The 24,440-nt window shown below is 26.4% G+C and carries 19 protein-coding genes; 12 read left to right on the top strand and 7 right to left on the bottom strand.

Annotated features, from left to right (window positions below; all coding sequences use genetic code 11):
* Positions 1-15: 15 nt before the first annotated feature.
* Genes QZ321_RS06320 through QZ321_RS06310 form a run of 3 tightly spaced genes read right to left on the bottom strand, consistent with a single transcriptional unit; the run spans position 16 to position 2,624 of the window.
* Complete coding sequence (locus QZ321_RS06320; protein ID WP_291747034.1) at positions 16-858, bottom strand: metal ABC transporter permease; 843 nt, start codon at positions 856-858, stop codon at positions 16-18.
* A gap of 3 nt (positions 859-861) precedes the next feature.
* Complete coding sequence (locus QZ321_RS06315) at positions 862-1,656, bottom strand: metal ABC transporter ATP-binding protein (RefSeq protein WP_291739827.1); 795 nt, start codon at positions 1,654-1,656, stop codon at positions 862-864.
* A complete protein-coding gene (locus tag QZ321_RS06310) occupies positions 1,653-2,624 on the bottom strand; it encodes a metal ABC transporter substrate-binding protein (RefSeq protein WP_291747032.1) in 972 nt (323 codons plus the stop codon). Before QZ321_RS06310 ends, QZ321_RS06315 begins: the two co-directional genes overlap by 4 nt.
* 295 nt (positions 2,625-2,919) lie before the next feature.
* Here QZ321_RS06310 and QZ321_RS06305 point away from each other — a divergent pair, with 295 nt between their 5' ends.
* Complete coding sequence (locus tag QZ321_RS06305) at positions 2,920-4,227, top strand: NCS2 family permease (RefSeq protein ID WP_291739824.1); 1,308 nt, start codon at positions 2,920-2,922, stop codon at positions 4,225-4,227.
* A gap of 59 nt (positions 4,228-4,286) precedes the next feature.
* Here the strand turns inward: QZ321_RS06305 and QZ321_RS06300 are convergent, their stop codons facing one another.
* Complete coding sequence (locus tag QZ321_RS06300; protein WP_291747029.1) at positions 4,287-4,727, bottom strand: MarR family transcriptional regulator; 441 nt, start codon at positions 4,725-4,727, stop codon at positions 4,287-4,289.
* Between the two features lie 184 nt (positions 4,728-4,911).
* Between QZ321_RS06300 and QZ321_RS06295 the strand changes: the two genes are divergently transcribed.
* The gene (locus QZ321_RS06295; protein WP_291747026.1) at positions 4,912-7,155 is read left to right on the top strand and encodes an ABC transporter ATP-binding protein; all 2,244 of its coding nucleotides are present in this window, start codon (positions 4,912-4,914) and stop codon (positions 7,153-7,155) included.
* On the top strand, positions 7,148-8,998 hold the full coding sequence (locus QZ321_RS06290; protein ID WP_291747023.1) for an ABC transporter ATP-binding protein: 1,851 nt from the start codon (positions 7,148-7,150) through the stop codon (positions 8,996-8,998). The genes QZ321_RS06295 and QZ321_RS06290 overlap by 8 nt, the downstream gene beginning before the upstream one ends.
* A 39-nt stretch (positions 8,999-9,037) precedes the next feature.
* Here the strand turns inward: QZ321_RS06290 and QZ321_RS06285 are convergent, their stop codons facing one another.
* Positions 9,038-10,279 (bottom strand): LysM peptidoglycan-binding domain-containing protein, encoded by a 1,242-nt coding sequence (locus QZ321_RS06285; RefSeq protein ID WP_291740686.1) that lies wholly within the window; start codon positions 10,277-10,279, stop codon positions 9,038-9,040.
* A 384-nt stretch (positions 10,280-10,663) separates the two neighbouring features.
* Between QZ321_RS06285 and QZ321_RS06280 the strand changes: the two genes are divergently transcribed.
* Positions 10,664-10,987, top strand: a complete 324-nt coding sequence (locus tag QZ321_RS06280; protein ID WP_291740688.1) for a hypothetical protein — start codon at positions 10,664-10,666, stop codon at positions 10,985-10,987.
* Positions 10,988-11,169: 182 nt separating this feature from the next.
* On the opposite strand, the gene QZ321_RS06275 is transcribed toward QZ321_RS06280, so the two are convergent.
* Positions 11,170-12,519, bottom strand: coding sequence for a [Fe-Fe] hydrogenase large subunit C-terminal domain-containing protein (locus tag QZ321_RS06275; protein ID WP_291747020.1), 1,350 nt, complete (start codon positions 12,517-12,519; stop codon positions 11,170-11,172).
* A gap of 161 nt (positions 12,520-12,680) precedes the next feature.
* On the opposite strand from QZ321_RS06275, the gene QZ321_RS06270 reads away from it, so the two are divergent.
* The 3 genes from QZ321_RS06270 (at position 12,681) to QZ321_RS06260 (ending at position 17,080) form a co-directional block, all read left to right on the top strand.
* Positions 12,681-13,361 carry a Crp/Fnr family transcriptional regulator gene (locus QZ321_RS06270; protein ID WP_291740692.1) on the top strand — a complete coding sequence of 227 codons (681 nt, stop codon included), beginning with the start codon at positions 12,681-12,683 and terminating at the stop codon, positions 13,359-13,361.
* An 89-nt stretch (positions 13,362-13,450) separates the two neighbouring features.
* A complete protein-coding gene (gene hcp, locus QZ321_RS06265; RefSeq protein WP_291740694.1) occupies positions 13,451-15,097 on the top strand; it encodes a hydroxylamine reductase in 1,647 nt (548 codons plus the stop codon).
* A gap of 225 nt (positions 15,098-15,322) precedes the next feature.
* On the top strand, positions 15,323-17,080 hold the full coding sequence (locus QZ321_RS06260) for a DEAD/DEAH box helicase (RefSeq protein WP_291747017.1): 1,758 nt from the start codon (positions 15,323-15,325) through the stop codon (positions 17,078-17,080).
* A gap of 171 nt (positions 17,081-17,251) precedes the next feature.
* On the opposite strand, the gene QZ321_RS06255 is transcribed toward QZ321_RS06260, so the two are convergent.
* Positions 17,252-19,186 (bottom strand): glycosyltransferase, encoded by a 1,935-nt coding sequence (locus tag QZ321_RS06255; RefSeq protein WP_291740697.1) that lies wholly within the window; start codon positions 19,184-19,186, stop codon positions 17,252-17,254.
* Positions 19,187-19,539: 353 nt separating this feature from the next.
* Here QZ321_RS06255 and QZ321_RS06250 point away from each other — a divergent pair, with 353 nt between their 5' ends.
* The 5 genes from QZ321_RS06250 (at position 19,540) to QZ321_RS06230 (ending at position 24,364) form a co-directional block, all read left to right on the top strand.
* A complete protein-coding gene (locus tag QZ321_RS06250; protein WP_291740699.1) occupies positions 19,540-21,084 on the top strand; it encodes a YceG family protein in 1,545 nt (514 codons plus the stop codon).
* A gap of 18 nt (positions 21,085-21,102) precedes the next feature.
* On the top strand, positions 21,103-22,320 hold the full coding sequence (locus QZ321_RS06245) for a toxic anion resistance protein (RefSeq protein ID WP_291740700.1): 1,218 nt from the start codon (positions 21,103-21,105) through the stop codon (positions 22,318-22,320).
* A gap of 164 nt (positions 22,321-22,484) precedes the next feature.
* Positions 22,485-23,111 carry a TerD family protein gene (locus tag QZ321_RS06240; RefSeq protein ID WP_291740701.1) on the top strand — a complete coding sequence of 209 codons (627 nt, stop codon included), beginning with the start codon at positions 22,485-22,487 and terminating at the stop codon, positions 23,109-23,111.
* A gap of 28 nt (positions 23,112-23,139) precedes the next feature.
* The gene (locus QZ321_RS06235; protein WP_291740704.1) at positions 23,140-23,718 is read left to right on the top strand and encodes a TerD family protein; all 579 of its coding nucleotides are present in this window, start codon (positions 23,140-23,142) and stop codon (positions 23,716-23,718) included.
* 13 nt (positions 23,719-23,731) lie between these two features.
* The gene (locus QZ321_RS06230) at positions 23,732-24,364 is read left to right on the top strand and encodes a TerD family protein (RefSeq protein ID WP_291740706.1); all 633 of its coding nucleotides are present in this window, start codon (positions 23,732-23,734) and stop codon (positions 24,362-24,364) included.
* The last annotated feature ends 76 nt before the right edge of the window (positions 24,365-24,440 follow it).

Genomic DNA, 24,440 nt, shown 5'->3' with positions numbered 1-24,440 from the left:
CCATAACTGTTTAAATTATACAAATTTACGTCTAGCAATTAAAGTTATAAAGAATATTATAGATGATATAATAACAATTGTTGCACCTGTAACAGTATTTAAGTAATAAGAAATTATTAATCCTGTAATACCTGAAAATATAGCAATCAAAACAGAAAATAAGTGGTATTGACGAACATTTTTAGAAATGTTACGAGATGCAGCTGCTGGTAAAACTAAAAGTGAGTTTATTATAAGTAAACCAACCCATCTTACAGTTAAAGTAACTATAACAGCTATAGTGCAAGTAAATATAATTTCTATTAATAAAGTATTCATTCCACGGCTATTTGCAAGGGATATATTTAAGCTTGTTATGATTAATTTATTAAATATTAATGTCCAAAGTATCATAACTACAATAAAGACAATAAGTAATAAAATAATTTCATTTTTATTTATGCTAAGTAAATCTCCAACTAAGTAAGATGAGAATTTGCTCAAGCTACTAGAAAAGCTCATAAGGACTAACCCCAACGCTATTGCAGTTGAAGAAAAAACTCCAATTATTGTATCAGTAGAGGAGGTTCCTTTATTTTTTATTATTGTAATTGATATTGCAAAGCAAACTGAAAAAAGTGTTGCTCCCCACATTGGGTCAAGTCCACCTAAAAGAATTCCAATAGCTATTCCAGTAAAAGCTCCATGTCCTAATGAATCAGCAAAGAAGGACATTTTATTACTAACAACCATTGTGCTTAAAATTCCAAAAAGAGGAGTAACTATTAAAATTGCTAAAAAAGCATTTTTCATAAAATCAAAGGATAACCATTTAAATGGTAATATTAAATCAATAAAGTTGTATATATAATCAAACATATCTTAAATGCCTCCTGTTTTAGATGAGTCTTCCTTAGAATGATTTAATGATAATCCAAATATTTTTTGTGTAGCAGGATTATTAAAAACTTGTTTTGGAGTTCCAGAGCAAACTATTGTACCATTTACAAGTGCTACACGGTCAGAATATTTATAAACTAAATCTAAATCATGAGAAACTAAGATAATTGATAAATCATAATTATTTTTTATATCCATAAGTATTTCATAAAATAATTCTAATCCATTTTGATCTACACCTGATACAGGTTCGTCTAATAGTAATATGTTAGGAATTGGATCAAGTGCAAGAGCAAGTAAAACTCTTTGGAGTTCTCCACCAGATAAGGCTCCAAGGCGTCTATCTATTAAGTGAGGAACTTTTACTCTTTTTAAACTTTCTAATACATTTTCTCTAATTTTTTTGCTTGGTTTAAGCCATGCAGGGATAGAAGTCTTACAGCAAACAAATAAATCAAGTACACTGATAGGAGTGTCCTTATCAAAGGTTAAGTACTGAGGAACATAGCCAATTATAGGTTGATTATATTTATTATCATTTTGTCCCATAAAATTTAGGCTTCCCGAATGTTTAATTTCTCCAAGTAAGGCTTTAAGCAATGTACTTTTACCAGCACCGTTTGGTCCAATTATAGACGTAAGTTCTCCACAATGAATATGGAGATTTACGTCTTTAAGGATTTCATTGTTACCAATAGTAACAGAAAAGTTTTCTATTTTTGTGCAACAAAAATTATTGCAATTATTATTTTTATTAAAGTTAGCTTTTTTTATCATTTCAACGCCTCTTTTAATATTTCAAGATTTTTTTTCATTTTATTTATATAATCGTCATAAGCATTAGGAATAGAATCTCCAGTTACTATAGGGTCTAATTCATAAACTGTAGAACCAGTTTCATCAGCTATAGTTTTAGCAACTTTTGAAGAGTATTGAGGTTCTGTAAATAAAGATTTTATATTTTTTGTTTTTACAGTATTTATTATTTCTTCAATTTCTTTTGCTGATGGTTCAGAGTCAGGCTCTATTTCTATAACACCTGCAATATTTAAGTTAAATTCTTTTGCAAAGTAAGGAAATGCTTCATGGAATGTGATTATATCCCTATTTGGTAAATTATCTAGTTCTGTATGCATCTCATTTTTTAAGTCTTCTAACTTAGAAACGTAAGCATTAGTATTTGCTTCATAAGAAGCTTTATTTTCAGGATTTAATATTTCAAGTTGAGAAGAAATATTTTCAACTTCTTCTATATTACCGCTTACGCTTACCCAAACATGTGCATTATGTTCATAAGTATCATGGTCTAAATGTTCATGATCTTCATCGTGATTATGTTCATGATGGCTATGACTATCATCTTCTAATAAATTAAGTCCTTTAGTAGCATCAATTATTTGAAGATTAGGATATTGTGAAATAATACTATCTAGGAAAGATTCCATTCCAGCACCGTTTATAACAAGAATATCTGCTTTTTCTAAAGTTTTTAAATCTTGTGGAGTAAGTTGATAATCGTGTAAACATCCTGTTTGAGACTTAGTCATATTTATAACATTAACATTTGGAACATCTTTTGTAATATTTATTGTTGATATGTACAATGGATAAAAAGAAGTTACTATATTTAAAGAATCATCATTATTATTTATATTAGCTGTATTTGAACTTGGTTTATTACATCCAACAAATAATAGTGATGTTGAAATAAGTAACGTTATCAGTTTTGGAAATTTAAATTTCATAGCTTGACCTCCTAAAATCAAATGATAATAATTTGCAATTAATATAGATATTATACTACTTTTTGAAAAAAAGTAAATTAAAAAATTTTTTCTTATTTTTGGTGAATATTATATTTATCGACAACAAAATATAAAAATAAATATAAAAGAAAATATTCATGAACGAAATATAAAAAAATGAAAAAAATGTTCGTAAAAACTATTGGCATTTTAAAAATTTCTGTTATTATATAAAAGTAACCTCGTTACATAATTAGAAGTTTAAGTAACGAAAGATAAAAGGAGATTATATTTTATGAATAATTTTTTAAATAATTTCTTTAAGCTTAAAGAAAATAATACCGATGTTAGGACAGAATTTATAGCGGGAATTACTACATTTATGACCATGGCATATATATTAATAGTAAATCCTTCGATTTTATCGGCAGCAGGTATGGATTCAGGAGCAGTATTTACAGCAACTGCATTATCATCAATAATTGCAACTTTAGTAATGGGATTATATGCAAAATTACCTTTTGCTCAAGCTCCTGGTATGGGATTAAATGCTTTCTTTGCATATACAGTAGTTTTATCAATGGGATATTCATATCAATTTGCATTAACAGCAGTTTTATTAGAAGGATTAATATTCATATTATTAACAGTATTTAATGTAAGAGAAGCTATTGTTGATTCAATTCCAGTAAATATTAAAAGAGCAATATCAGTTGGAATAGGATTATTTATAGCATTACTTGGTCTTGAAGGGGCAGGAATAGTTGTTCATCCAGAAGATGGAGGAACTATAGTTGCTTTAGGAAATATCACTTCAGGTGCAGGACTTTTAGCAATTATAGGGATAGTTATTACAGGAATATTAGTAGCAAGAAAAGTTAAAGGCGCATTATTTTTAGGTATGATAATAACAGCAGCTATAGGAATACCAATGGGAGTAATAGATCTTCCAAATAAAATATTTAGTATGCCACCATCAATAAGCTCAACATTTATGCAATTTGAATGGCATAATATATTCTCATGGGATATGGTAATAGTATTATTTACATTACTATTTATGGATATGTTTGATACTATAGGAACTTTAGTTGGTGTAGCAACTAAAGCAAATATGTTAGATAAAAATGGAAAGGTTCCAAATATTAAAAAGGCTCTTTTTGCAGATGCTGTTGGAACAACAGTTGGTGCATGTCTTGGAACAAGCACAGTTAGTACTTTTGTTGAAAGTGCATCAGGTGTAGCAGAAGGGGGAAGAACTGGATTAACAGCAGTATCTACAGCATTTATGTTCTTCTTAGCTTTATTCTTATCACCTATATTTGGTGTAATTACTTCAGCAGTTACAGCTTCAGTTTTAGTTATTGTTGGATTATTTATGATTGAAAATATAAAAGAATTAAATTTAGAAGATTATACAGAGGCAATTCCAGCGTTTTTAACAATAATAATGATGCCATTTTCATATTCAATATCTGATGGTATAGTATTTGGTGTTGTATCATATATATTATTAAAATTATTCTCAGCTAGAGCAAAAGAAATTAGTTTAGCTACAGTAGTAGTTGGATTAGTATTTGTATTAAAATTTATATTTATATAATTTAAAAAAGTTCACTTTGATAAATATCAAGGTGAGCTTTTATTTTTTATTATTTAATTTTAAAATTTCTTTATTATTGTTAATAATGAGTCTAAAGAAGTTGATAGCGTAATTATATCTTCTTTATTTAAAGGCTCAAGTTTTTCTTTTATTACTTCTTTAATATATTCCTGACCTTCTTTTAAAATTTCTAAAGCTTTAGGAGTAGTTTTTATTAAAATAACTCTTCTATCAGTACTATCATAATCTCTACTAACAAGACCTTCCTCTACTAATTTATCAATAATAGGTGTCATATTAGGTTTAGATATGCAAAGTTCTTTTGCCATCTTAGAAATAGAAATTGTATCATTATGAATTAGGTAAAAAAGTACTTTTATATGTGAATGTGGAATATTAAATTTTTTTGTAAGAACACTAGGATTAAAAATATGTTTATTGAGAGAAAATAATAATAAATATAAATTATCTGATATGTCGCTTAAGTTTAAAGTAGTCATATTAACCTCCATTTAATATTAATCGATAATATTATAATCTATTAAAAAATAGTTTACAATATTTAGTTATAAAAATATAATTATTATAAAAAAGTAACAAATTATATTGACAGAGAATAGTTATAAAAATATAATTATTTTAAAAATATAAATATATGAGATTAAAATAAGGAGGGAAGAACCCATGCTTAATTTATTAAAACATTTAAAGCCCTTTATTGGTTCAATGATAATTGCAATAGCTCTTTTATTTGTTCAAGCTATCTGTGATTTATCATTACCTGACTATATGTCTAATATAGTTAATGTTGGAATACAACAAGGTGGAGTGGAAAATGCTGTGCCAAAGGTTATTAAATTATCTGAGATGGAAAAGTTATTTATTTTCATGAAGAGTGATGAAATTAATTTTGTTAAGGATAATTATATTTTATTGAATAAAGATAATTTGACTAATGATGAATATAGTAAGTACTTAAAAAGTTATCCAGAATTAAAAAATGAAAATATTTATAAATTAAATACTAAGAAAGAAGAAAACTTAGACAAGTTGAATGATATATTTGGAAAGCCAATGATTATTGTTTCAATGGTAGAAGCAAATGGATTAACTTCTATTCCAGGTATGGATATGCCAGTTGCTCCAAGTGAAATTCCAACTGATAAAGATTCTTTTGAAATGCTAAGAATGATGCCACAAGAAAAAATTGATGCTTTAGTATCAACTGTAGACGAAAAATTAGCAGAGATGCCAGAGAGTATGATTACTCAAGCGGCCACTACTTTTGTAAAAGAACAATATAAGGATGTTGGAATTAATACTAATAGGCTTCAATCTAATTATGTAATTATTGCCGGAATAAAGATGATTGGTATTGCTTTAATTAGTATGATAGCTACAGTTGTTGTAAGTTTTATTGCTGCAAGAGTTGGAGCTGCACTTGGTAGAAATTTAAGAAAAGATGTATTTAATAAAGTTGTAGGATTTTCAAATACTGAATTTGATGAATTTTCAACAGCATCACTTATTACAAGAACAACAAATGATATACAACAAATTATTATGCTTGTTGTAATGGGATTAAGAATTGTATTTTATGCACCTATTTTAGGTATTGGTGGTGTGGTTAAGGTTATTAATACAGGAGCATCAATGGGATGGATAATTGGTGTTGCGGTAATATCTATATTACTTTTAGTAGTTATTTTATTTAGTTTTGCTATGCCAAAGTTTAAGAGTGTACAAAAGCTTGTTGATAGATTAAATCTTGTTACAAGAGAAAGTTTAACTGGTATGCTTGTTATTCGTGCTTTTAGTACTCAAAAGTATGAGGAAGAAAAGTTTGAAATTGCTAACAGGAATTTAACTAAAACAAATCTTTTTGTTAATAGAATTATGACAATAATGATGCCACTAATGATGTTTATCATGAATGCAATAACTTTATTGATTGTATGGGTTGGTTCTCATAGAATTGATGAAGGTGTAATGCAGGTTGGAACAATGATGGCTTTCATGCAATATACTATGCAAATAATTATGGCCTTTTTAATGATATCAATGGTTTCTGTAATATTACCAAGAGCAATGGTTTCTGCTCAACGTGTATCTGAAGTTTTAAATGTTGATGTTGCAATTAAAGATGCAGATAAATTAGAAATGTTCAATCACGAAGAAAAGGGAACTATTGAATTTAAAAATGTTTCATTTAAATATCCAGGGGCAGATGAAGATGTAATAACTAATGTTAGTTTTAAAGCCTTCCCAGGAGAAACTACAGCTTTTATTGGTAGTACAGGTAGTGGTAAATCTACATTAATTAATTTAATACCTCGTTTTTATGACGCAACAGAAGGTGAAATATTAATTGATGGAGTTAATATAAAAAATGTATCTCAACATGATTTAAGAGAAAAGATAGGATTTATTCCTCAAAAAGGATTATTATTCTCAGGAACAATTGAAAGTAACTTAAAATATGGTGGAGAACATATAACAGATGAGGATATGATAAAGGCATCTGAAATTGCTCAAGCAATGGAATTTATAAATAGTAAGGAAGAAAGATTTAATACAGAAATTGCTCAAGGTGGTACAAATGTTTCTGGTGGACAAAAACAAAGATTAGCAATTGCTCGTGCTATAGCTAAAAAACCAGAAGTATTTATATTTGATGATAGTTTTTCTGCACTAGATTTTAAAACAGATGCTAAACTTAGAAAAGCAATAAATACTGAATTAAAAGAAAGTACACTTTTAATTGTTGCTCAAAGAATAAGTACTATAATGAATGCAAATCAAATTATAGTTCTTGATGAAGGTAAGGTTGTTGGTAAAGGAACTCACAAAGAACTTATGAAAAATTGTGAAGTTTATCAACAAATAGCTCTATCACAACTTTCAAAGGAGGAGCTTTCAAATGAGTAAGCATAAAATGAGAGGCCCTATGGGTGGCGGTCCAATGGGTGGAATGAGAAGAGGTGGCGAAAAGGCTAAGGATTTCAAAAAGACTATGAAAACTCTTACGAAATATTTAAGGCCTTATAGATTATCAATAATATTAGTTATATTATTTGCTATTGGTTCAGCTGCATTTTCAATTGTAGGACCTAAAATATTAGGAGAAGCAACTACAGAAATATTTAATGGTTTAGTTAAAAAAGTTACAACTACTAATGCTGAGGGAATTAATTTTACTCGTATAGGGGAAATAATTTTATTTTTAGTAGGATTGTATTTAATTAGTGTAATTTTCTCATTAATACAAGGTTGGGTAATGGCAGGAGTTGCACAAAAGGTATCTTATAATATGAGAAAACAAATATCAGAAAAGATTAATAGAATGCCTCTTAAATATTTTGATACTAAAACTCATGGTGAAGTATTATCAAGGGTAACTAATGATGTTGATACTGTGAGTCAAACTTTAAATCAAAGTTTATCTCAAATGTTAACGTCAGCTACTACACTTATTGGTGTTCTTATAATGATGTTTTCAATAAACTGGATAATGACTTTAGCTTCATTAATCGTAGTGCCAGTATCAGCAGGATTAATAGCTTTTGTTATTAAAAAGTCTCAAAAGTATTTTAAAACTCAACAAGAATATTTAGGTTATGTTAATGGTCAAGTTGAAGAAGTTTACTCTGGGCATAATGTAATGAAGGCTTTTAATGCAGAAGAAAGAGAAATTAATAAGTTTAATGAGCTTAATGATACCCTTTATAATAGTGCATGGAAGTCACAATTTTTATCAGGGATGATGATGCCTATAATGACTTTTGTAGGTAACTTAGGTTATGTAATAGTATCTATTCTTGGTGGATGGTTGACTATTAAAAAAGTAATTGAGGTTGGAGATATTTTATCTTTTGTTCAATATATAAGATCATTTATGCAACCAATTGCTCAAACTGCACAAATAGCAAATGTACTTCAATCAACAGCAGCTGCTGCTGAAAGGGTTTTTGAATTCTTAGATGAAGAGGAAGAAACTTTAGATGTTGAGCATCCAGTAAGTACTGAAACTATTCAAGGTAAAGTTGATTTTAAGGATGTTCATTTTGGATATAATCCAGAAAGAACTATTATCAATGATTTTACAGCTCATATAAAACCAGGACAAAGAGTTGCTATAGTAGGGCCGACTGGGGCAGGTAAGACAACAATGGTTAAGCTTCTTATGAGATTTTATGATGTTAATGATGGTGCTATATTAATTGATGGACATAACATCAAGGATTTTAGAAGAAATGATTTAAGAAAAATGTTTGGTATGGTTCTTCAAGATACATGGCTATTTAATGGAACTATAATGGAAAACTTACGTTATGGTAGATTAGATGCTACAGATGAAGAAGTTAAAGAAGCAGCAAAAGCAGCTCATGTTCATAGCTTTATAAAAACATTACCACATGGTTATGATATGGAACTTAATGAAGAAGCAAGCAACGTATCTCAAGGACAAAAACAATTATTAACTATTGCTCGTGCAATATTAGCCGATCCTAAGATATTAATATTAGATGAAGCAACTAGTTCTGTTGATACAAGAACTGAAGTTTTAATTCAAAGGGCTATGGATAATTTAATGCATGGAAGAACAAGTTTTATAATTGCACATAGATTATCAACTATTAGAGATGCTGATCTTATTCTTGTTATGAAGGATGGAGATATAGTAGAACAAGGAAATCATGAAGAATTATTATCTAAGAATGGATTCTATGCTAATCTTTATAATAGCCAATTTGAAGGTGCAGAAGCATAAAATAAAAAAACAAGGTGGATTGTGATATCCACCTTGTTTTTAACATAATTTAATTTTTTGGCCAGTCTTAATAAGGTTTAAATTTGATATATTATTAAATTTAATTAATTTATCAATACTTAAATTAAACATTTCACATATAGATTCCAAAGAATCACCTTCTTTTACTTTATATATGCCAGATGAATAAAGTTGAAGTATTTGACCTTTTGAAATTTTATTTGGATTTTTTATATTATTTAATTTAGAAATTTTAATATAGTCAATATCAAATTTATTAGATATATCAACTAATGATTCATTTTCTTTTACTGAATAGGTAAAAGGATATTTACAATCTTGAACTGTCCATTCAATTATTTTATTTTTATCTGTTGGTATAATTGGAGAAAAATAGTCTGTATAAGAATGATTGTCTATTGTTATATATATTTTTTCGTTTTTATAATAATCTTTTAGGGTATTATAAATACAATCAAAAAATATTTTATAATTTATTAAATTTGTATTTAAACTTTCTATTATATTACTATTAAAATCTATTTGAGCAAAGTTGTGTTGGTGGTTATAATATAGTTTATTTATTTTTGTGTTGCGATTCAGTAGTGGAAGTAGTCCGTTAGGTGGGGTTTTAAATAGTTCAGATAAGCCTAAAGTTATATCTTCATTAGTATTGTAATTTAAATTTCTATTGGAATACCAAATAGTATTTAAGTTTTTATCAGGATAGTAAATTTTAATATTTTTAAAGCAAGGAGTATTTTCTAATATATCTTCAAGTTCACAATATAAAAAACCTATTTTTTTTATATAATATAAGCTTTTAACGAGTCCTATGCCTTTTACATAGTAATCAACAGAAAAATCAGATTTGTTTTTAAATATAGTAACAATTTCTATAGCAGAAGAAAATAAGTTTAGTTGTGTTTTAACTTTTATATCTACATTGGTAATACAACGCTTACTTCCATCAGGTAAAAGCCAAATATTATTTTGAACAATTGGTTCTTTTATTAAATAGTTATCTATATTATTAGATTCGTTTAAGAAATTTTGATGGGGATAAGTATTGTCAATTTGAAAGGAAAGTTTAACACCATCATCAACATATTCATAAATATTTACTACATTATTTATGCCATTATCAAATCTTACTTGAAGCTTATTATTATCAAAATAATCTACTGAACTTTGAAAATTGAGCAAACTATTATTAAGGCCTCTGTAAATATATATTGAGTTTGAAGTAGGTGGAAAATATTCTTTGGATTTTATACTCATAGTAACTCACCTCATAATCATTCGTGTGGTAATTTATTTGATTGATATTATAATATATGAATAAAATTAAAACTTTGTTTAATATTAATATAGGGATTTGTAAAAAATGGCCTTTTAAGTGAATTAATTTTTAAATTTAATTTGAAAAATGTTAGATTTTTTGTGATATATTTAACTTTTTATGGTGTTTTTATTTATATTTAAAAATTAGTTATAAAATAAATATATAAGGAAAAAATGGGTTAATAAACAAACAATATAAGCTTTTGAATAAAAAGTTAAATTAAGTATTGATTTAATACTTATTGATATATATAATATTAAGAGTGTACAAGTTAAATAATTAACAATCTAAATTGTATATAGTGTAAGGGGAAATAGATAATGGATAAAAGACTATCAATTAACACATTTAATTTTATTGGAGACATACTAGGAGCTGTTCTTACTGGTACAATGTTATTATGGATGTTTACAGATGCTACAGTAGGATTATACTATGGTTTTGGTGTAGTAATGCTAGTTACTAATATTATTGGATTAGTAAAAATGAAAAAGGCAAAGTCAAAAACAGTAGGAAATATTTTAGGGGTAATAGCTTCAGCTTTACATATGTTAACTGGATTATTAGCAATTCCAGCAATGGTATTATACATAATTGCTTCAGTTTTTACTTTTAAGAATAAAGTATGTTATATTACAGAGTAGCCTAGCTACTCTTTTTATTTTTATAAAATACAAATTTAATTTAAGTTAAGATATTAATTTAGTTAATATAAGTTAAAAGGCTAAATGTTAATATTGAATATTTAGCCTTTTATTTACTAGTAATTATTATTTGATTGAACTTTTCTTACTTTGCTTTGAAAATGAATTACATTAATAAAAATTTAGAAATCTCTTTCTAAAATACTTATTTTTTTAGGATCTTCAAAGTCACTTAATGAATTTATTCCTAATTTATCTAAAACATCATCAAGAATTTTATTGTGAACAGGTACTTTTATTGATGCATCATATGCAAAGTTATCAACAGCTTTTTTACCTTCTTCTGGAGGAACTAAAATTTTAGGACCACCAACACATCCACCAACACATCCCATACCTTCAATAAAGCTTGCATTTGCATTGCCAGCTAAAGCTTCCTCAAGAACTGCTTTACATTCTTTAACTCCTTCTGCTTTTCTAGCTTTAAAGTTTTTAATTTTTTCAGGATAAAGTTCTTCCACAGCTTCTTCCACAGCTATTGATACACCACCAGTACGAGCGTATAATCTTCCACCTCTAGATGTATATTCTATAGAAGGAATTCCTTTTAAATCTCTAGGATGAATTTCAAGTGATTCAAATATATCATTTAGTTCTTCGAAGGTTAAAACAAAATCAATTGCTCCAGCGACATCTTTTTCTTTGGCTTCTGCTTTTTTTGCAATGCAAGGACCAACAAATACAACTTTTGCATCTTTATTAAGAGATTTAATTACTCTACCGGCGGCAATCATAGGAGAAACTGATGGAGAAAGATTAGGAACAAGCTCCTTATAAACTTTTTTTAGCATTCCTACCCACATTGGACAACAACAAGAAGTTATCATTAAGTCATTTGAATCTTTTACATGTTTATTAAACTCTACAGCTTCTTTTATAGTTAGCATATCAGCAGCAAATGCAACTTCAATCATATCTGTAAATCCAACTTTAATAAATGCCGCTCTAAGTTGATCCATAGTAACATCACTACCAAATTGTCCTATAATTGCAGGAGCAACAGCAGCTATTACAGTTTTATTGTTTTTTAATAAATCTAAAACAGGCAAGAATTCTATCTTATCTAATATACGACCATTTGCACAGGAATCAACACAAATACCACAATCAATGCATACATCATTATCAATAAAGGTTGAATTTTTATCAGAGTCAAACTTTATAGCATCAAATGGACAAGCTCTTTGGCACCCATAGGTATTATCTGTATCAGGATTGCAATTTGCACCAGAGCATTCAAGCTTTTCAACTATTTTTTTATTTACATTATAATTAGTTATTGCTTTTTTTAAGTTATAAACATAATTATTATCGAAATCAACTTTTACTCCACAAAGAGAAGTTATTATTTCAAAAGTTTCTTGCGGGGATGTTTCATGACAAGTAATTATTTTATTAAGTGTTTCATCAAAATTACCATCATAGTAAGATTTTATTAATATATCAAATAAATCGGTATATTTACTATTCATCAATCTACCTCCTAAAATAGAAATACTAAATAATTTTCTATAATTTAGTATTTCTCTATTGTAATATGAAAATACTAAAAAAATAAATTTAATTAAATAAAGTTAATGATTATTACATTTAACTTTGCTATAATATGATGAAAAAAATAAGGAAGTATTTTATGAATGAAATAATTAAAATAATAAAGAAAAATAAATTGTTTATTGGAGTAACTGATGAAGAAATAAAAGATATTTTAAATAAAATTAAATATTATATAAAGGATTATAGTAAGGGGGAGATAATAGCGCATGAAGATGATGAGTGTACAAGTTTAGCTTTAGTTCTATCTGGAACATTAGAGATACAAAGAGTATATTCTAATGGAAAATATATAGTATTAAGTAGATTTATTCAAGGAGATGTCTTTGGAGAAGCATTAATATTTTCAAAGTCAAAAACATACCCTGCAACAGTTGTATCTTTAAGCGAAAGTAAAGTTCTTTTTATAAATAAAAGTGATGTTTTAAAGTTATGTTCTAGTGAAGAAAAGATATTAGAAAACTTTATGTCATTATTAAGTAATAAAGTTTTAATTTTAAATTCAAAAATAAAAAGTATATCATTTAAAACTTTAAGGCAAAAAGTTATAAATTATATTTTAAATGAAGTCAAGGAACAGAAAAGTAATTTAATAATATTAAATAATTCAAAAGAGGAAATAGCTTCATTATTAGGTATACCAAGACCTTCTTTATCAAGAGAGTTAATTAATTTAAGAGATAAAAGTTATATTAAATTTGATAGGAAAAATATTACTGTACTAGATATTGTGGGATTAGAAGAAGAATTATTTAATTAAAAAATAGTTTGTAACAAACGTTACAGACTATTTTTTAAATTAAATATAAAATAAGTGCATAGATTGGATTTTAAAAGGAGATTTTACTTATGGAAAATAAAATGTTTTGCTTTCAATGTCAAGAAACAGCAGGATGCACGGGATGTACTAAGTTTGGAGTATGTGGAAAAAGCCCAGAACTTGCAAATATGCAAGATTTATTAATATATGTTACTAAAGGATTATCAGAGGTAACAACAAATTTAAGAAAAGAAGGAAAGAAAATTGATAAAGAAATAAATCACTTTATAACATTAAATCTTTTTATGACTATTACAAATGCTAATTTTGATAATGAAGTATTTTATACTAGAGTGAAAGAAACTTTAAGAATAAAGAAAGAATTAATTTTAAAATTAGATAATAAAGAAAATTTATCAAAGGTTGCTTTATGGGAAGCATTTTCAAATGAAGAAATGGATAAAAAATCAAAGAGTGATGAAGTTGGAGTTCTTGCTACTAAGAATGAGGATATAAGATCTTTAAGAGAGCTTATAACTTATGGACTAAAGGGATTATCAGCATATTCAAAGCATGCTAATGCTTTAGGTTATGACAATCAAGAAATTGATGCATTTATGCAAGAAACTTTAGCTAAGCTTTTAGATGATTCATTAAGCATTGAAGAATTAATTACATTAACATTAGAAACGGGAAAAGTAGGGGTTAGCGGTATGGCACTATTAGATACTGCTAATACTGAAACTTATGGAAATCCTGAAATAACAAAAGTTAATATAGGAGTAGGTAAAAATCCAGGGATATTAGTATCAGGACATGATTTAAAAGATATTGAACAATTATTAATTCAAACTGAAGGAACAGGAATAGATGTATATACTCATTCAGAAATGTTACCAGCTCATTATTATCCAAACTTAAAGAAATATAAACATTTAGTTGGAAACTATGGTAATGCTTGGTGGAAACAAAGAGAAGAATTTGAAAGTTTTAATGGACCAATTCTTATGACTACTAACTGTATAGTACCACCAAAAAACGAAAGTTATAAAACAAGAATGTATACAACAGGAGCTGCTGGGTTTGAAGGTTGTATTCATATAGAAGCTGATGAAAATGGAGTTAAAGATTTTACTGAAATTATAGAACATGCTAAGAAGTGCAAAGCTCCAACAGAAATTGAACAAGGTGAAATTATAGGTGGATTTGCTCATGCACAAGTATTAGCATTAGCAGATAAGGTTGTTGAAGCTGTTAAAACCGGAGCTATTAAAAAATTCTTTGTTATGGCAGGGTGCGATGGAAGGGCTAAATCAAGAAATTATTATACAGATTTTGCAAAGGCTCTACCAAATGATACAGTAATATTAACAGCTGGATGTGCTAAATATAAATATAATAAATTAGAACTTGGGCATATAAATGGAATTCCAAGAGTTTTAGATGCAGGGCAATGTAATGATTCATATTCATTGGCATTAATAGCTTTAAAATTAAAGGAAGTATTTGAATTAGAAGATATTAATGAATTACCAATAGCATTTAATATTGCATGGTATGAACAAAAGGCCGTAATAGTATTGTTATCATTATTATATCTTGGAGTTAAAAATATTCACTTAGGACCAACACTTCCAGCATTCCTTTCACCTAATGTAGCTAAGGTATTAGTTGAAAACTTTGGAATTGGTGGAATAACTAATGTTGAAGATGATATTAAGATGTTTTTAGAATAATTAAAATTAATATTTAATTTATATAATTTTTAAGTAAAAAGCTCTTAGAAAATTTACCTAAAGTATAATGGTATTTTTCTAGGAGCTTTTTTATTAATATAATATTTTTACTTTGGTAATAATGTAAAGTGATTTATAATAATTTTATATTAATAAATAGTAAAGAAAATAAGGAAAAAAGAAGCAACATGGATAAAAGAACTAATAATGTAGTGGAGGATTTATATGAAAAAAAATGCAGCACTAAGAGAATTTAAAAAATTAAAAAGTCAAATAAATCAAATAGAAGAAATAGCACATAATTCTAAAATTGGAGCATTAACAGAGCAGGAAACTTCTATTAGAAAGAAGATTAGGTTACTTAAAGAAATGGAAAACGAAGGTTTTAAGGAATATGATGCTGTATGTGAGAGGTATGAAGAGCTTTTAGAGGAAATTTCTAAGAGAATGCTTGAAGATTATAATAAGAAAAATAATACTGATTTTGATTTTTATGAAGTAGTTAGAGGGAATTATAATGGATTTTTGAATTCAGGGATTATGACAGTTCTTACTAAAAATCATATACCAAAGCTTATTGGAGAAGCATTTGAAGAAGCCTTTCCTGATAATCCTAAGGATGAATATATGATAACAAGAAGAATGAAAAGAAAAATATATATTCATCTTGGTGATACAAATACAGGAAAGACTTATAATGCAGTAGAAAGACTTAAGAAAGCTAAAAAGGGAGTATACTTATCTCCGCTTAGAATTCTTGCATTAGAAAATTATGATAAGCTAAATAATGAAGGAATAGTATGTGATTTAATGACTGGTGAAGAGGAAATAATAAAAGAAAATTCTACACATATTTCATGTACTATTGAAAAGGTTAATTTAAAGCAAAATTATGATATTGCCGTAATTGATGAAATTCAAATGATTAATGATACTCAAAGAGGAATAGCATGGAGTAGGGCTGTTTTAGGATTAAGATGTAATGAAATTCATATTTGTGGAGCAATGAATGCTAAGGAATTATTAATTAAAATATTAGAAGATTGTGAAGATGATTATGAAATTAAGGAATATCATAGAAGCATACCTTTAATAGTTGAAACAAAAAACTTTAGTTATAATGATGTTCAAGAAGGAGATGCTATCGTAGTTTTTTCAAAAAAGAGAGTATTAGAAATTGCACAAGATTATTCAAATAAAAATATTAAAACAAGTATTATTTATGGAGATTTACCTCCAGAAGTTAGAAAAATGCAGTATGAACAATTTATAAATAAGGAAAATAAGGTTTTAGTAACAACAGATGCAATCGGAATGGGAGTTAATTTGCCAATAAGAAGAATAATATTTATGGCTATAAGAAAATTTGATGGTGAAGAAGTAAGGGAGCTTACTTCTCAAGAAGTTAAACAAATTGCAGGAAGAGCAGGAAGAAAAGGAATATATGATACAGGATATGTAGCAGGTGTTTCAGATACTCATAATTTAATAAGCAGAAAGTTAGAAGTGAAAGATGATATTATAAAGCATGCTGTAATAGGACCTTCAGAAGCTATTTTAACTATAAAAAGTTTACCTTTAAATGAAAAATTAGTATTGTGGAAAACTAGAGAGTCAAAAATAGATTATTATACTAAAATGGATATAAGTGAGTATTTATTAATATTAGAAAAAATTAAAAGATATAAACTTAAAGAAGAAGATCAATGGGATTTATTAAAGGTTCCTTTTGATGTTTCAAGTGAAGAACTAATGGATAAATTTCTAGAATATGTTGATGAAGTTTTTGTTGCTAAATTAGAGGAAATAACAAAACCAACATGTTTTACAGGTAATCTTGATGATTTAGAAATTTATTATCAAAAAATAAATATGTATTATTCATTTTCTAAAATATTTAAGTTAAAATTTGATGTTGATTGGGTTTATACTGAAAGGCGTAAGGTTAGTGAAGATATAAATGAAATTTTAGTGAAAATTTAAAATAAAAAGTTCAATAAGCATTAAAGAATAGTAGCTAACACACAATTGTGGATATGAAATAAACATAATGAACTTATAAAGACAGATAAATTTAAAGTTTTTTATAGACTTAAAGGTACCTTATATAGAAATAAGCTATTCGATAATTTACAATTATCGAATAGCTCTTTTTTAAGTAGATTGAACTTTTGATTTATTAAATTTAAAAAATCTCTTTTTAGAAGAATTATCTTTTATATATTTTGGTGATTTTTTTGGGTCATAATAAGCTTGCATATTATTTATATATATATCCATTATAAAGTAAAGTTGATTATCATTTAAAGAATCAAATTTTAATCCTAAAATATTATTAATATTTCTTGCAATTATACAAGGAATAACTTGATTATTAATACATATATCTATTTTGTTATTTAAGTTCAAATTTAAATGATTTTTTAATTTTATAGCAAGTCCTTTTTCTGAAATATCCAATAATAATCCATCTAAGTCACCTTGAGAGGTCTTAATAAATACAGGTATATTCTCTTCTACTGGAATTCTTTCACTTTGTCTGTATATTGGATTTTGGTATGCAACTTTAATACAAATTAATGTACCAAAAAAATTATATATACTCCAAATAATATTAATTAAATAAGCTCCAAAGTCAAGTTTATTATTTAATAAGAATATACTTCCAAATACCCAAGCTAATATACTAGCAATTGCTATTAAAATGTGAGGTAATGCCATTTTAAAATGAAATTGCTTTTTATCAGTAGTTAAATCTTTTGATGTAACATTAAACTTTGTTTTTAAACAAAATAGCTCTCTTAGTATAGAAAGAGTTATATGAGGGGCCATGGCAATTTCATAATAATGAGACCATTTTAAACTTCTAGTTCTAGGAGAAAGTATATTAAATATCAATACTTGTCCTAATAAAAATGGAACAAATAAAGATAATAAATCACCAACAGTAGAATCTATTATCAACTTACGGCTTAATAAAAAAATCAATGGTGAAAGTATGTATACAATTTTTTGAATACTAGAAAGCCAATATATTAAGCCATCAAAATATGCTATTTTTTGACCAAGTGTTAAACCTTTATTAAATAATATATTAAATTTTTTCATTACTTGTAGGTTTCCCCTACACCATCTATCTCTTTGTTTAACAAGTTCAGTAAAGGTAGTAGCACTTAAACCTAAAACTAATTCCTCATTTATAAATTCTGAATCATAACCTTTAGCTTGTAGTAACATTCCAACTGCCATATCTTCAGTTATTGAACAAGTAGGATAGCCACCAATTTCCATAACATATTTTTTTCTAAATATTGCATTTGTTCCAACATGTAAAACAGCATTACTTGCAGCTCTAGCAACTTCTATATCACGCATGAAAAAATCTTGTTCATTAGGAATTTTTTTATTTAGATTATATTGATACATATCTTGATTATAATAAACTTGAGGAGTTTGTACAAAAGCTGTATTTTCATTTGAAAAATATCCTACAGTTTTTGATAAGAAATTCTTTTTTGGAATCATATCTGCATCTAAAACAGCAAATAAATCACCATTTATTATATTTAATGCATTATTTATGTTTCCAGCCTTTGCACCTTCATTATCTTCTCTAGTAATATAGTTAACTTTATAATTTTTACATAACTTCTTTAATTCATCTCTATGCCCATCATCGCAAACATAAATTTTAATTTTATCTTTAGGATAATATAATTTTTTGCTAGCTATAATAGTTTTTTGAAGTAAATCTAATGGTTCGTTATATGTGCAAATTAGTACATCAATGGAAGGAATATTTTCTGAAGTGTAATCATCTAAAGATTTATTTTCAAGCTTATAATTTTTACTAAATAAGTATTGAAAATTTAAAAATGAAATTAATCCTAATATTTCAGCACTGTATAAAGAAACACCTAGTATAAAGCTTACAATACCATGATGAATAGGTATTACAGTAAAGCGCCAAATAGTATATATAACACATATAATTACATTTACTATTATTAAGAGTTTTCGGTATTCAGGCTTTATAACTGCAATTAAAAATGCAATTAATAAAGCCAAAATGGAAATTATTAAATACATATTCTCTCTCCCTTTTTAAAAAAATTTAATTTATGTGTAAATTCTACAATTTATTTTAACATATAATCATAATATAGTAAATCAAATTAATAACAGTTAAAATTTGGTAAATATGAAGGCTTTAAATATAAATTTATTAAGAAATATTTTTTATTATCTAAAAATATAAAATTTATTTAAATAAAATTAATAAAATATATCAAATTAACATTTTCGCAAAATATAAATTATTTTGTTATAATTATATAAAAAGGATGATTGTGTAAAAAAGTAAGATTAATTTAATAAAAAAATATTATTAAATAGTTTTAATACGAGTTCTATTCTAAAAAGATAAGGAGTTTATTTATAAAATGGCTATAGACTTAAAAAACATAATAAGTTATATGTTTAAAACTATCTATGAAAGAGAAGATACATATAATAAATTTAATCCATATTTTTATAGATTTATAGGTGTAAATGATAGTTCTAAATATAATGATTATATTAAAACAATTGAAAGTAAATTTATAGAAGAAAAAGATAAGTGTATTATATTTGATAATAGTATTCCATTAAGTGGAGAAATGGAATTAATTCAATATATTTTTAATGAACTTCAATCAATGGATGTTTATAAGATTTCTACACAAGATATAACCATATTTGATGATTTTGAAGTTAATTTAAAGTTTTTAACTTCTTTAGAGTATGTTATACAAATTGCATGTAATAAGGAGAATTTCTTTAATGATAATGTAAGAAATAATTTTATAACAAAATTAATTGTGTGGGCATATACCTATGCTAAAGATATAAAGTTTGATTCAAGTATTAATCCAAAGTGTGTTTATTATGGAAATATTCAAAGACATGAAATATATTTTTTAATTATGCTATATAAAATGGGATTTGATGTTATTTATATAAATCCACTAAAAGAAGAGTTATGGAATGAAATTGAAGACAATGGATTAAGTAAATGTATAAAATATATGGAAATTTTAAGTGTAGAATCATTTAAAGAAAGAGCTAGTAAGGGAAAAATAATTGATAACTTTGAAACAATAACTAAACAAATTCAACGAGAAGTAGAGGAAGAGCTTTTTTCTAATACTGGAATGTTTAAACCATGGCAATTTAGGAAAGGATATACAAAAAGCGTTTTATTAGACACAATCTTAGAAGATATTTATATCTATTGGAATGAGCCTTGTAAATTAAGAAGTGGCTTTAAAGTTGAAGGTGATGTTGTTCAAGTTCCATGTTTTTTTAAAAAGATAGATGGAATATATAGTGATGAGTTTGAATATCAAAGGTTAGTTAAATATTGTACAACATCGCCCAATACTTTACTTTTTACAGGTAAATATTTTTCAGAGGATGTACAATTTACAGATGATATGTATCAACTTATGTTTTGTCAATTAAGTGATGGTTCTTTTGATATAGATGAACTTAAAAAGTTATCAATATATAAGTTTAAAAAATATAGTGAAGATGTTCAAAATTTTTTACTAAATAAATTTAATGAAACTATAAAAAGTAAGGAGTTATTCAATAAAGTATTTACTAAAGAAGAAATATTAAAATTATTAATATTAGTTTTAGGATTAAATGAAAGTATTGTGAGGCTTATAGATAATTTTGATTTTACATCTAATATACCTAAATTAGTAATTTATCTTGAAGATGAAAATACAATGCCAGAATCTATGCAAATGCTTTTAGGATATCTTCATATTGTAGGAATTGATATAGTTATATTTAATCCATCAGGGTTATTTAATATTAATAATGTTATAAAAGCTTCTGCTTTAAATGATTTTAGATTAGATGTAATGAAGTATAATTCAAAATATAAAAATCTTATGAATTTAAAGCAAGGTGTTTTTTCAAGATTTTTAAAAAGATAAAAAAGGAGAAGTTTTAAAATGAATAATAATTATAACAATATGTTTGGACAATCTTTAAATAATGATACCTATGGAAATCAACCGATGTATCAAGGTAATCAAAGTGATTTTTTAAATAATCAAATGGGTTATCAAGGAGAAATGGGAATGTATCAAAATGATAATATGCAAATTTCAAATAATAGTTTTGATACATCAACTATATCAGAATACAAGCAAAGATTAAGAGGGCTAAAGGAAGTTCAAGATCTTACTGGTGAAGTAGAAATACAAAATCCTAATTCTATAGTTATGTTTGGACAAAAGGCAAGTGAAAATATATCTAAGGTTTCAGATGAGTTATTAAAATCAATGAAAGCTGTAAAATCAGAAGAAGCTAGTGAAATGCTGGTTAATTTAACTAAAATAATGGACAAATTTGATGTTAAAGAACTTGAAGATGTACAAAAGCCATCTATGTTTTCTAAGCTTATAAAGGGTGTTGGAAATAGTGTAGCTAAATTATTTCAAAAATACGATACTATGGGATATGAAGTAGAGAAAATTTATGTATTGCTAAAGAAATATGAAAATGATATTAAAGAATCAAATGCAAATTTAAAAAAATTATATGATGCAAACCTTCATTATTATCAATTATTAGAAAAGTATATTGTTGCTGGGGAATTAGCATTAGAAGAAATAGATTTATATATTAATCAAATACCTATGTATCCTGCAATGAATGAAGAGGAAAAACATATGTTAATGCAAAAGCTTGAGATAAGTAAAGAAATGTTATCTCAACGTGTTTACGACCTTCAAGTTGCAGAAAATGTTGCAATACAAGCAGCTCCAATGATTCAAACAATTCAAATGTCTAACTTTAATTTAATGAGAAAAATAAATTCTTCATTTATAGTTACACTACCAATATTTAAACAATGTTTAGCACAAGCTGTTATATTAAAAAGACAAGAAATTCAAGCTAAATCAATTAAACAATTAGATGATAAAACTAATGAACTTATTATGAGAAATGCTCAAAATACAGCTAGACAGTCAGTTGAAATTGCAAAAATGGCATCAGGAAGTTCTGTGGCTATTTCTACATTAGAAAAATCTTTTGAAACAATAATGAAAGGAATAGAAGATACTAAAGCAATTCAAGAAGCTAATAGAGTACAAAGAGTGGAAAATACAGCTAAACTTGAACAAATAAAACATACTATGAAGAAAAATATAGCGCAATCTTAAAAAAAATATATGAAAATATATGAATAAAAATCTAAAAGTGGACATAATTAAGATATAAATAAAAAATAAATACCTTAAAAAGAGTTGAAATTTAATTTGTTAAGTGGTATAATTTATCACATAAAATAATTAAAAATAATATTTAATAATTAGGGGGTACAGGATTGGGAATTAATTTAGGATCAATGATTGGAAATATGAAATCTAATGTGAGTAACAATGAAGTAAATGCTTTAAATTTAAAAAAGAATGATGTTTTAAATTTAACTAAGAAAAACCCAGGACTTAAAAAAGTAATATTAGGAGCTGGTTGGGATGTGGCTAGTATAGGTCAAGATTTTGATTTAGATATAGCAGCATTTTTATTAAATTCTAATAATAAAGTTCAAAATATACCAGATGATGTAATATTCTTTAATAACATGCAAGGTCAAGGAATTTATTTAGAAGGTGACAATAGAACTGGAGCTGGAGAGGGTGACGATGAAAGAATAAGATTAGACTTAGAAGCAATTTCACCTCATGTTCAAAAAATAGTTTTTGTTGTTACAATTCATGAAGCACAAGCAAAAAGACAAACATTTGGAATGGTAGAAAATTCATATGTTAGAATTTTAGATGAAGAACGTAATGAAAGAGAAATTTGTAAATTTAATTTAAAAGAAAATGGATCAACAGTTACTTCAGTAATTTTTGCAGAGTTATATAAGATAAATGGAGAGTGGCAGTTTAAGGCAATTGGAGAAGGTAAGATTGCTGATTTAAATGGAATTTTAGGATTATACATGTAAAGAATATTTAATTTGAAGGAGAAGTAATATGGCAGGGGTTTTAAACTTACAAAAAAATGATATTTTAGATTTAAGAAAAGCAGAACCAGGACTAAAACATGTTATGTTAGGTGCTGGTTGGGATGTTGCAAAAAAGGGATTTTTTAATTTAGGTGCAGATTATGATTTGGACTTGATAGCATTATTATTAGATAGTAATGATAGGCTAATAAATAGAGGAGTAATATATTTTGGAAACTTAAGGGGTGAAGGAATATACTTACATGGAGATAATAGAACAGGTGCTGGAGATGGTGATGATGAAAAAATATCAGTAGACTTAGATAAATTACCATCAAGATGTGAGAAAGTTATATTTGCTTTAAATATTTATGATGCAGTATCAAGAAAGCAAAACTTTTCTAAAGTAAAAAATGCTTATATTAGAATATTAAATGAGGATAATGGAAATAAAGAAATTTGTAGATATAATCTATCAGAAGATGGTGGAAATAATACAGCATTACTTTTTGCAGAATTACAAAGAGTAAACGGAAGTTGGCAATTTAAAGCTAAGGGTGAATTATTACAAGCTACAGTTAAATCTTTAGCGGACATGTATAAATAAAGGAGGAAGTATTATGGGAATTAATTTAGGTTCAGGTTTTTTTGGAAACTCTATGGGAAGTACAAATAATAATGCTCAAAATGGTGGAATTTTAAATTTAAATAAAAATGATATATTAGATTTAACAAAGAAAAATCCAGGATTGAAGAGAGTAATGCTTGGTGCAGGGTGGGATATTTCTAATAATGGCTCTGATTTTGATTTAGATATAGCAGCTTTTTTATTAGATGCTAATAATAAATTTAATACAGTTTCAAATGTAATATTTTTTAATAACAAACAAGGTCAAGGAATTGCTTTATCTGGTGACAATAGAACTGGAGCTGGAGATGGTGATGATGAAACAATAAATATTGAGTTAGATAAAATTGATTTAAACATAGCAAAAATAGTTTTTGTTGTTACAATTCATGAAGCTATGGCAAAGAGACAAACATTTGGAATGATAAATAATTCCTATGTTAGATTAGTTGATTTAGAGCAAAATGGAAAAGAAATTTGTAGATTTAATTTAAAAGAAAATGGATCTACAGCAACGTCTATAATCTTTGCAGAGCTTATTAGAACAGGAGCAGAATGGCAATTTAAAGCTGTTGGAGAAGGTAAAATTGCTGACTTAAATGGAGTATTAGCTTTATATCAATAATTTTAAAGTATACATGCAAAAGATAAATTTATTTTGCATTTATATTTTTTAAAAAAATTAATACTGTATTATTTTA

Source organism: uncultured Clostridium sp. (assembly GCF_910588715.1).
Lineage (GTDB): Bacteria > Bacillota > Clostridia > Clostridiales > Clostridiaceae > Clostridium.
Note: the sequence above shows the minus strand (reverse complement) of the source record. Positions and strands in the feature narration are given on the sequence as shown.

What these genes read in the sequence shown, in the direction of transcription:
- QZ321_RS06320 (WP_291747034.1), bottom strand. Translation starts at nt 858, where the DNA reads ATGTTTGATTATATATACAACTTTATTGATTTAATATTACCATTTAAA.
- QZ321_RS06315 (WP_291739827.1), bottom strand. Translation starts at nt 1,656, where the DNA reads ATGATAAAAAAAGCTAACTTTAATAAAAATAATAATTGCAATAATTTT.
- QZ321_RS06310 (WP_291747032.1), bottom strand. Translation starts at nt 2,624, where the DNA reads ATGAAATTTAAATTTCCAAAACTGATAACGTTACTTATTTCAACATCA.
- QZ321_RS06305 (WP_291739824.1), top strand. Translation starts at nt 2,920, where the DNA reads ATGAATAATTTTTTAAATAATTTCTTTAAGCTTAAAGAAAATAATACC.
- QZ321_RS06300 (WP_291747029.1), bottom strand. Translation starts at nt 4,727, where the DNA reads ATGACTACTTTAAACTTAAGCGACATATCAGATAATTTATATTTATTA.
- QZ321_RS06295 (WP_291747026.1), top strand. Translation starts at nt 4,912, where the DNA reads ATGCTTAATTTATTAAAACATTTAAAGCCCTTTATTGGTTCAATGATA.
- QZ321_RS06290 (WP_291747023.1), top strand. Translation starts at nt 7,148, where the DNA reads ATGAGTAAGCATAAAATGAGAGGCCCTATGGGTGGCGGTCCAATGGGT.
- QZ321_RS06285 (WP_291740686.1), bottom strand. Translation starts at nt 10,279, where the DNA reads ATGAGTATAAAATCCAAAGAATATTTTCCACCTACTTCAAACTCAATA.
- QZ321_RS06280 (WP_291740688.1), top strand. Translation starts at nt 10,664, where the DNA reads ATGGATAAAAGACTATCAATTAACACATTTAATTTTATTGGAGACATA.
- QZ321_RS06275 (WP_291747020.1), bottom strand. Translation starts at nt 12,519, where the DNA reads ATGAATAGTAAATATACCGATTTATTTGATATATTAATAAAATCTTAC.
- QZ321_RS06270 (WP_291740692.1), top strand. Translation starts at nt 12,681, where the DNA reads ATGAATGAAATAATTAAAATAATAAAGAAAAATAAATTGTTTATTGGA.
- hcp (WP_291740694.1), top strand. Translation starts at nt 13,451, where the DNA reads ATGGAAAATAAAATGTTTTGCTTTCAATGTCAAGAAACAGCAGGATGC.
- QZ321_RS06260 (WP_291747017.1), top strand. Translation starts at nt 15,323, where the DNA reads ATGAAAAAAAATGCAGCACTAAGAGAATTTAAAAAATTAAAAAGTCAA.
- QZ321_RS06255 (WP_291740697.1), bottom strand. Translation starts at nt 19,186, where the DNA reads ATGTATTTAATAATTTCCATTTTGGCTTTATTAATTGCATTTTTAATT.
- QZ321_RS06250 (WP_291740699.1), top strand. Translation starts at nt 19,540, where the DNA reads ATGGCTATAGACTTAAAAAACATAATAAGTTATATGTTTAAAACTATC.
- QZ321_RS06245 (WP_291740700.1), top strand. Translation starts at nt 21,103, where the DNA reads ATGAATAATAATTATAACAATATGTTTGGACAATCTTTAAATAATGAT.
- QZ321_RS06235 (WP_291740704.1), top strand. Translation starts at nt 23,140, where the DNA reads ATGGCAGGGGTTTTAAACTTACAAAAAAATGATATTTTAGATTTAAGA.
- QZ321_RS06230 (WP_291740706.1), top strand. Translation starts at nt 23,732, where the DNA reads ATGGGAATTAATTTAGGTTCAGGTTTTTTTGGAAACTCTATGGGAAGT.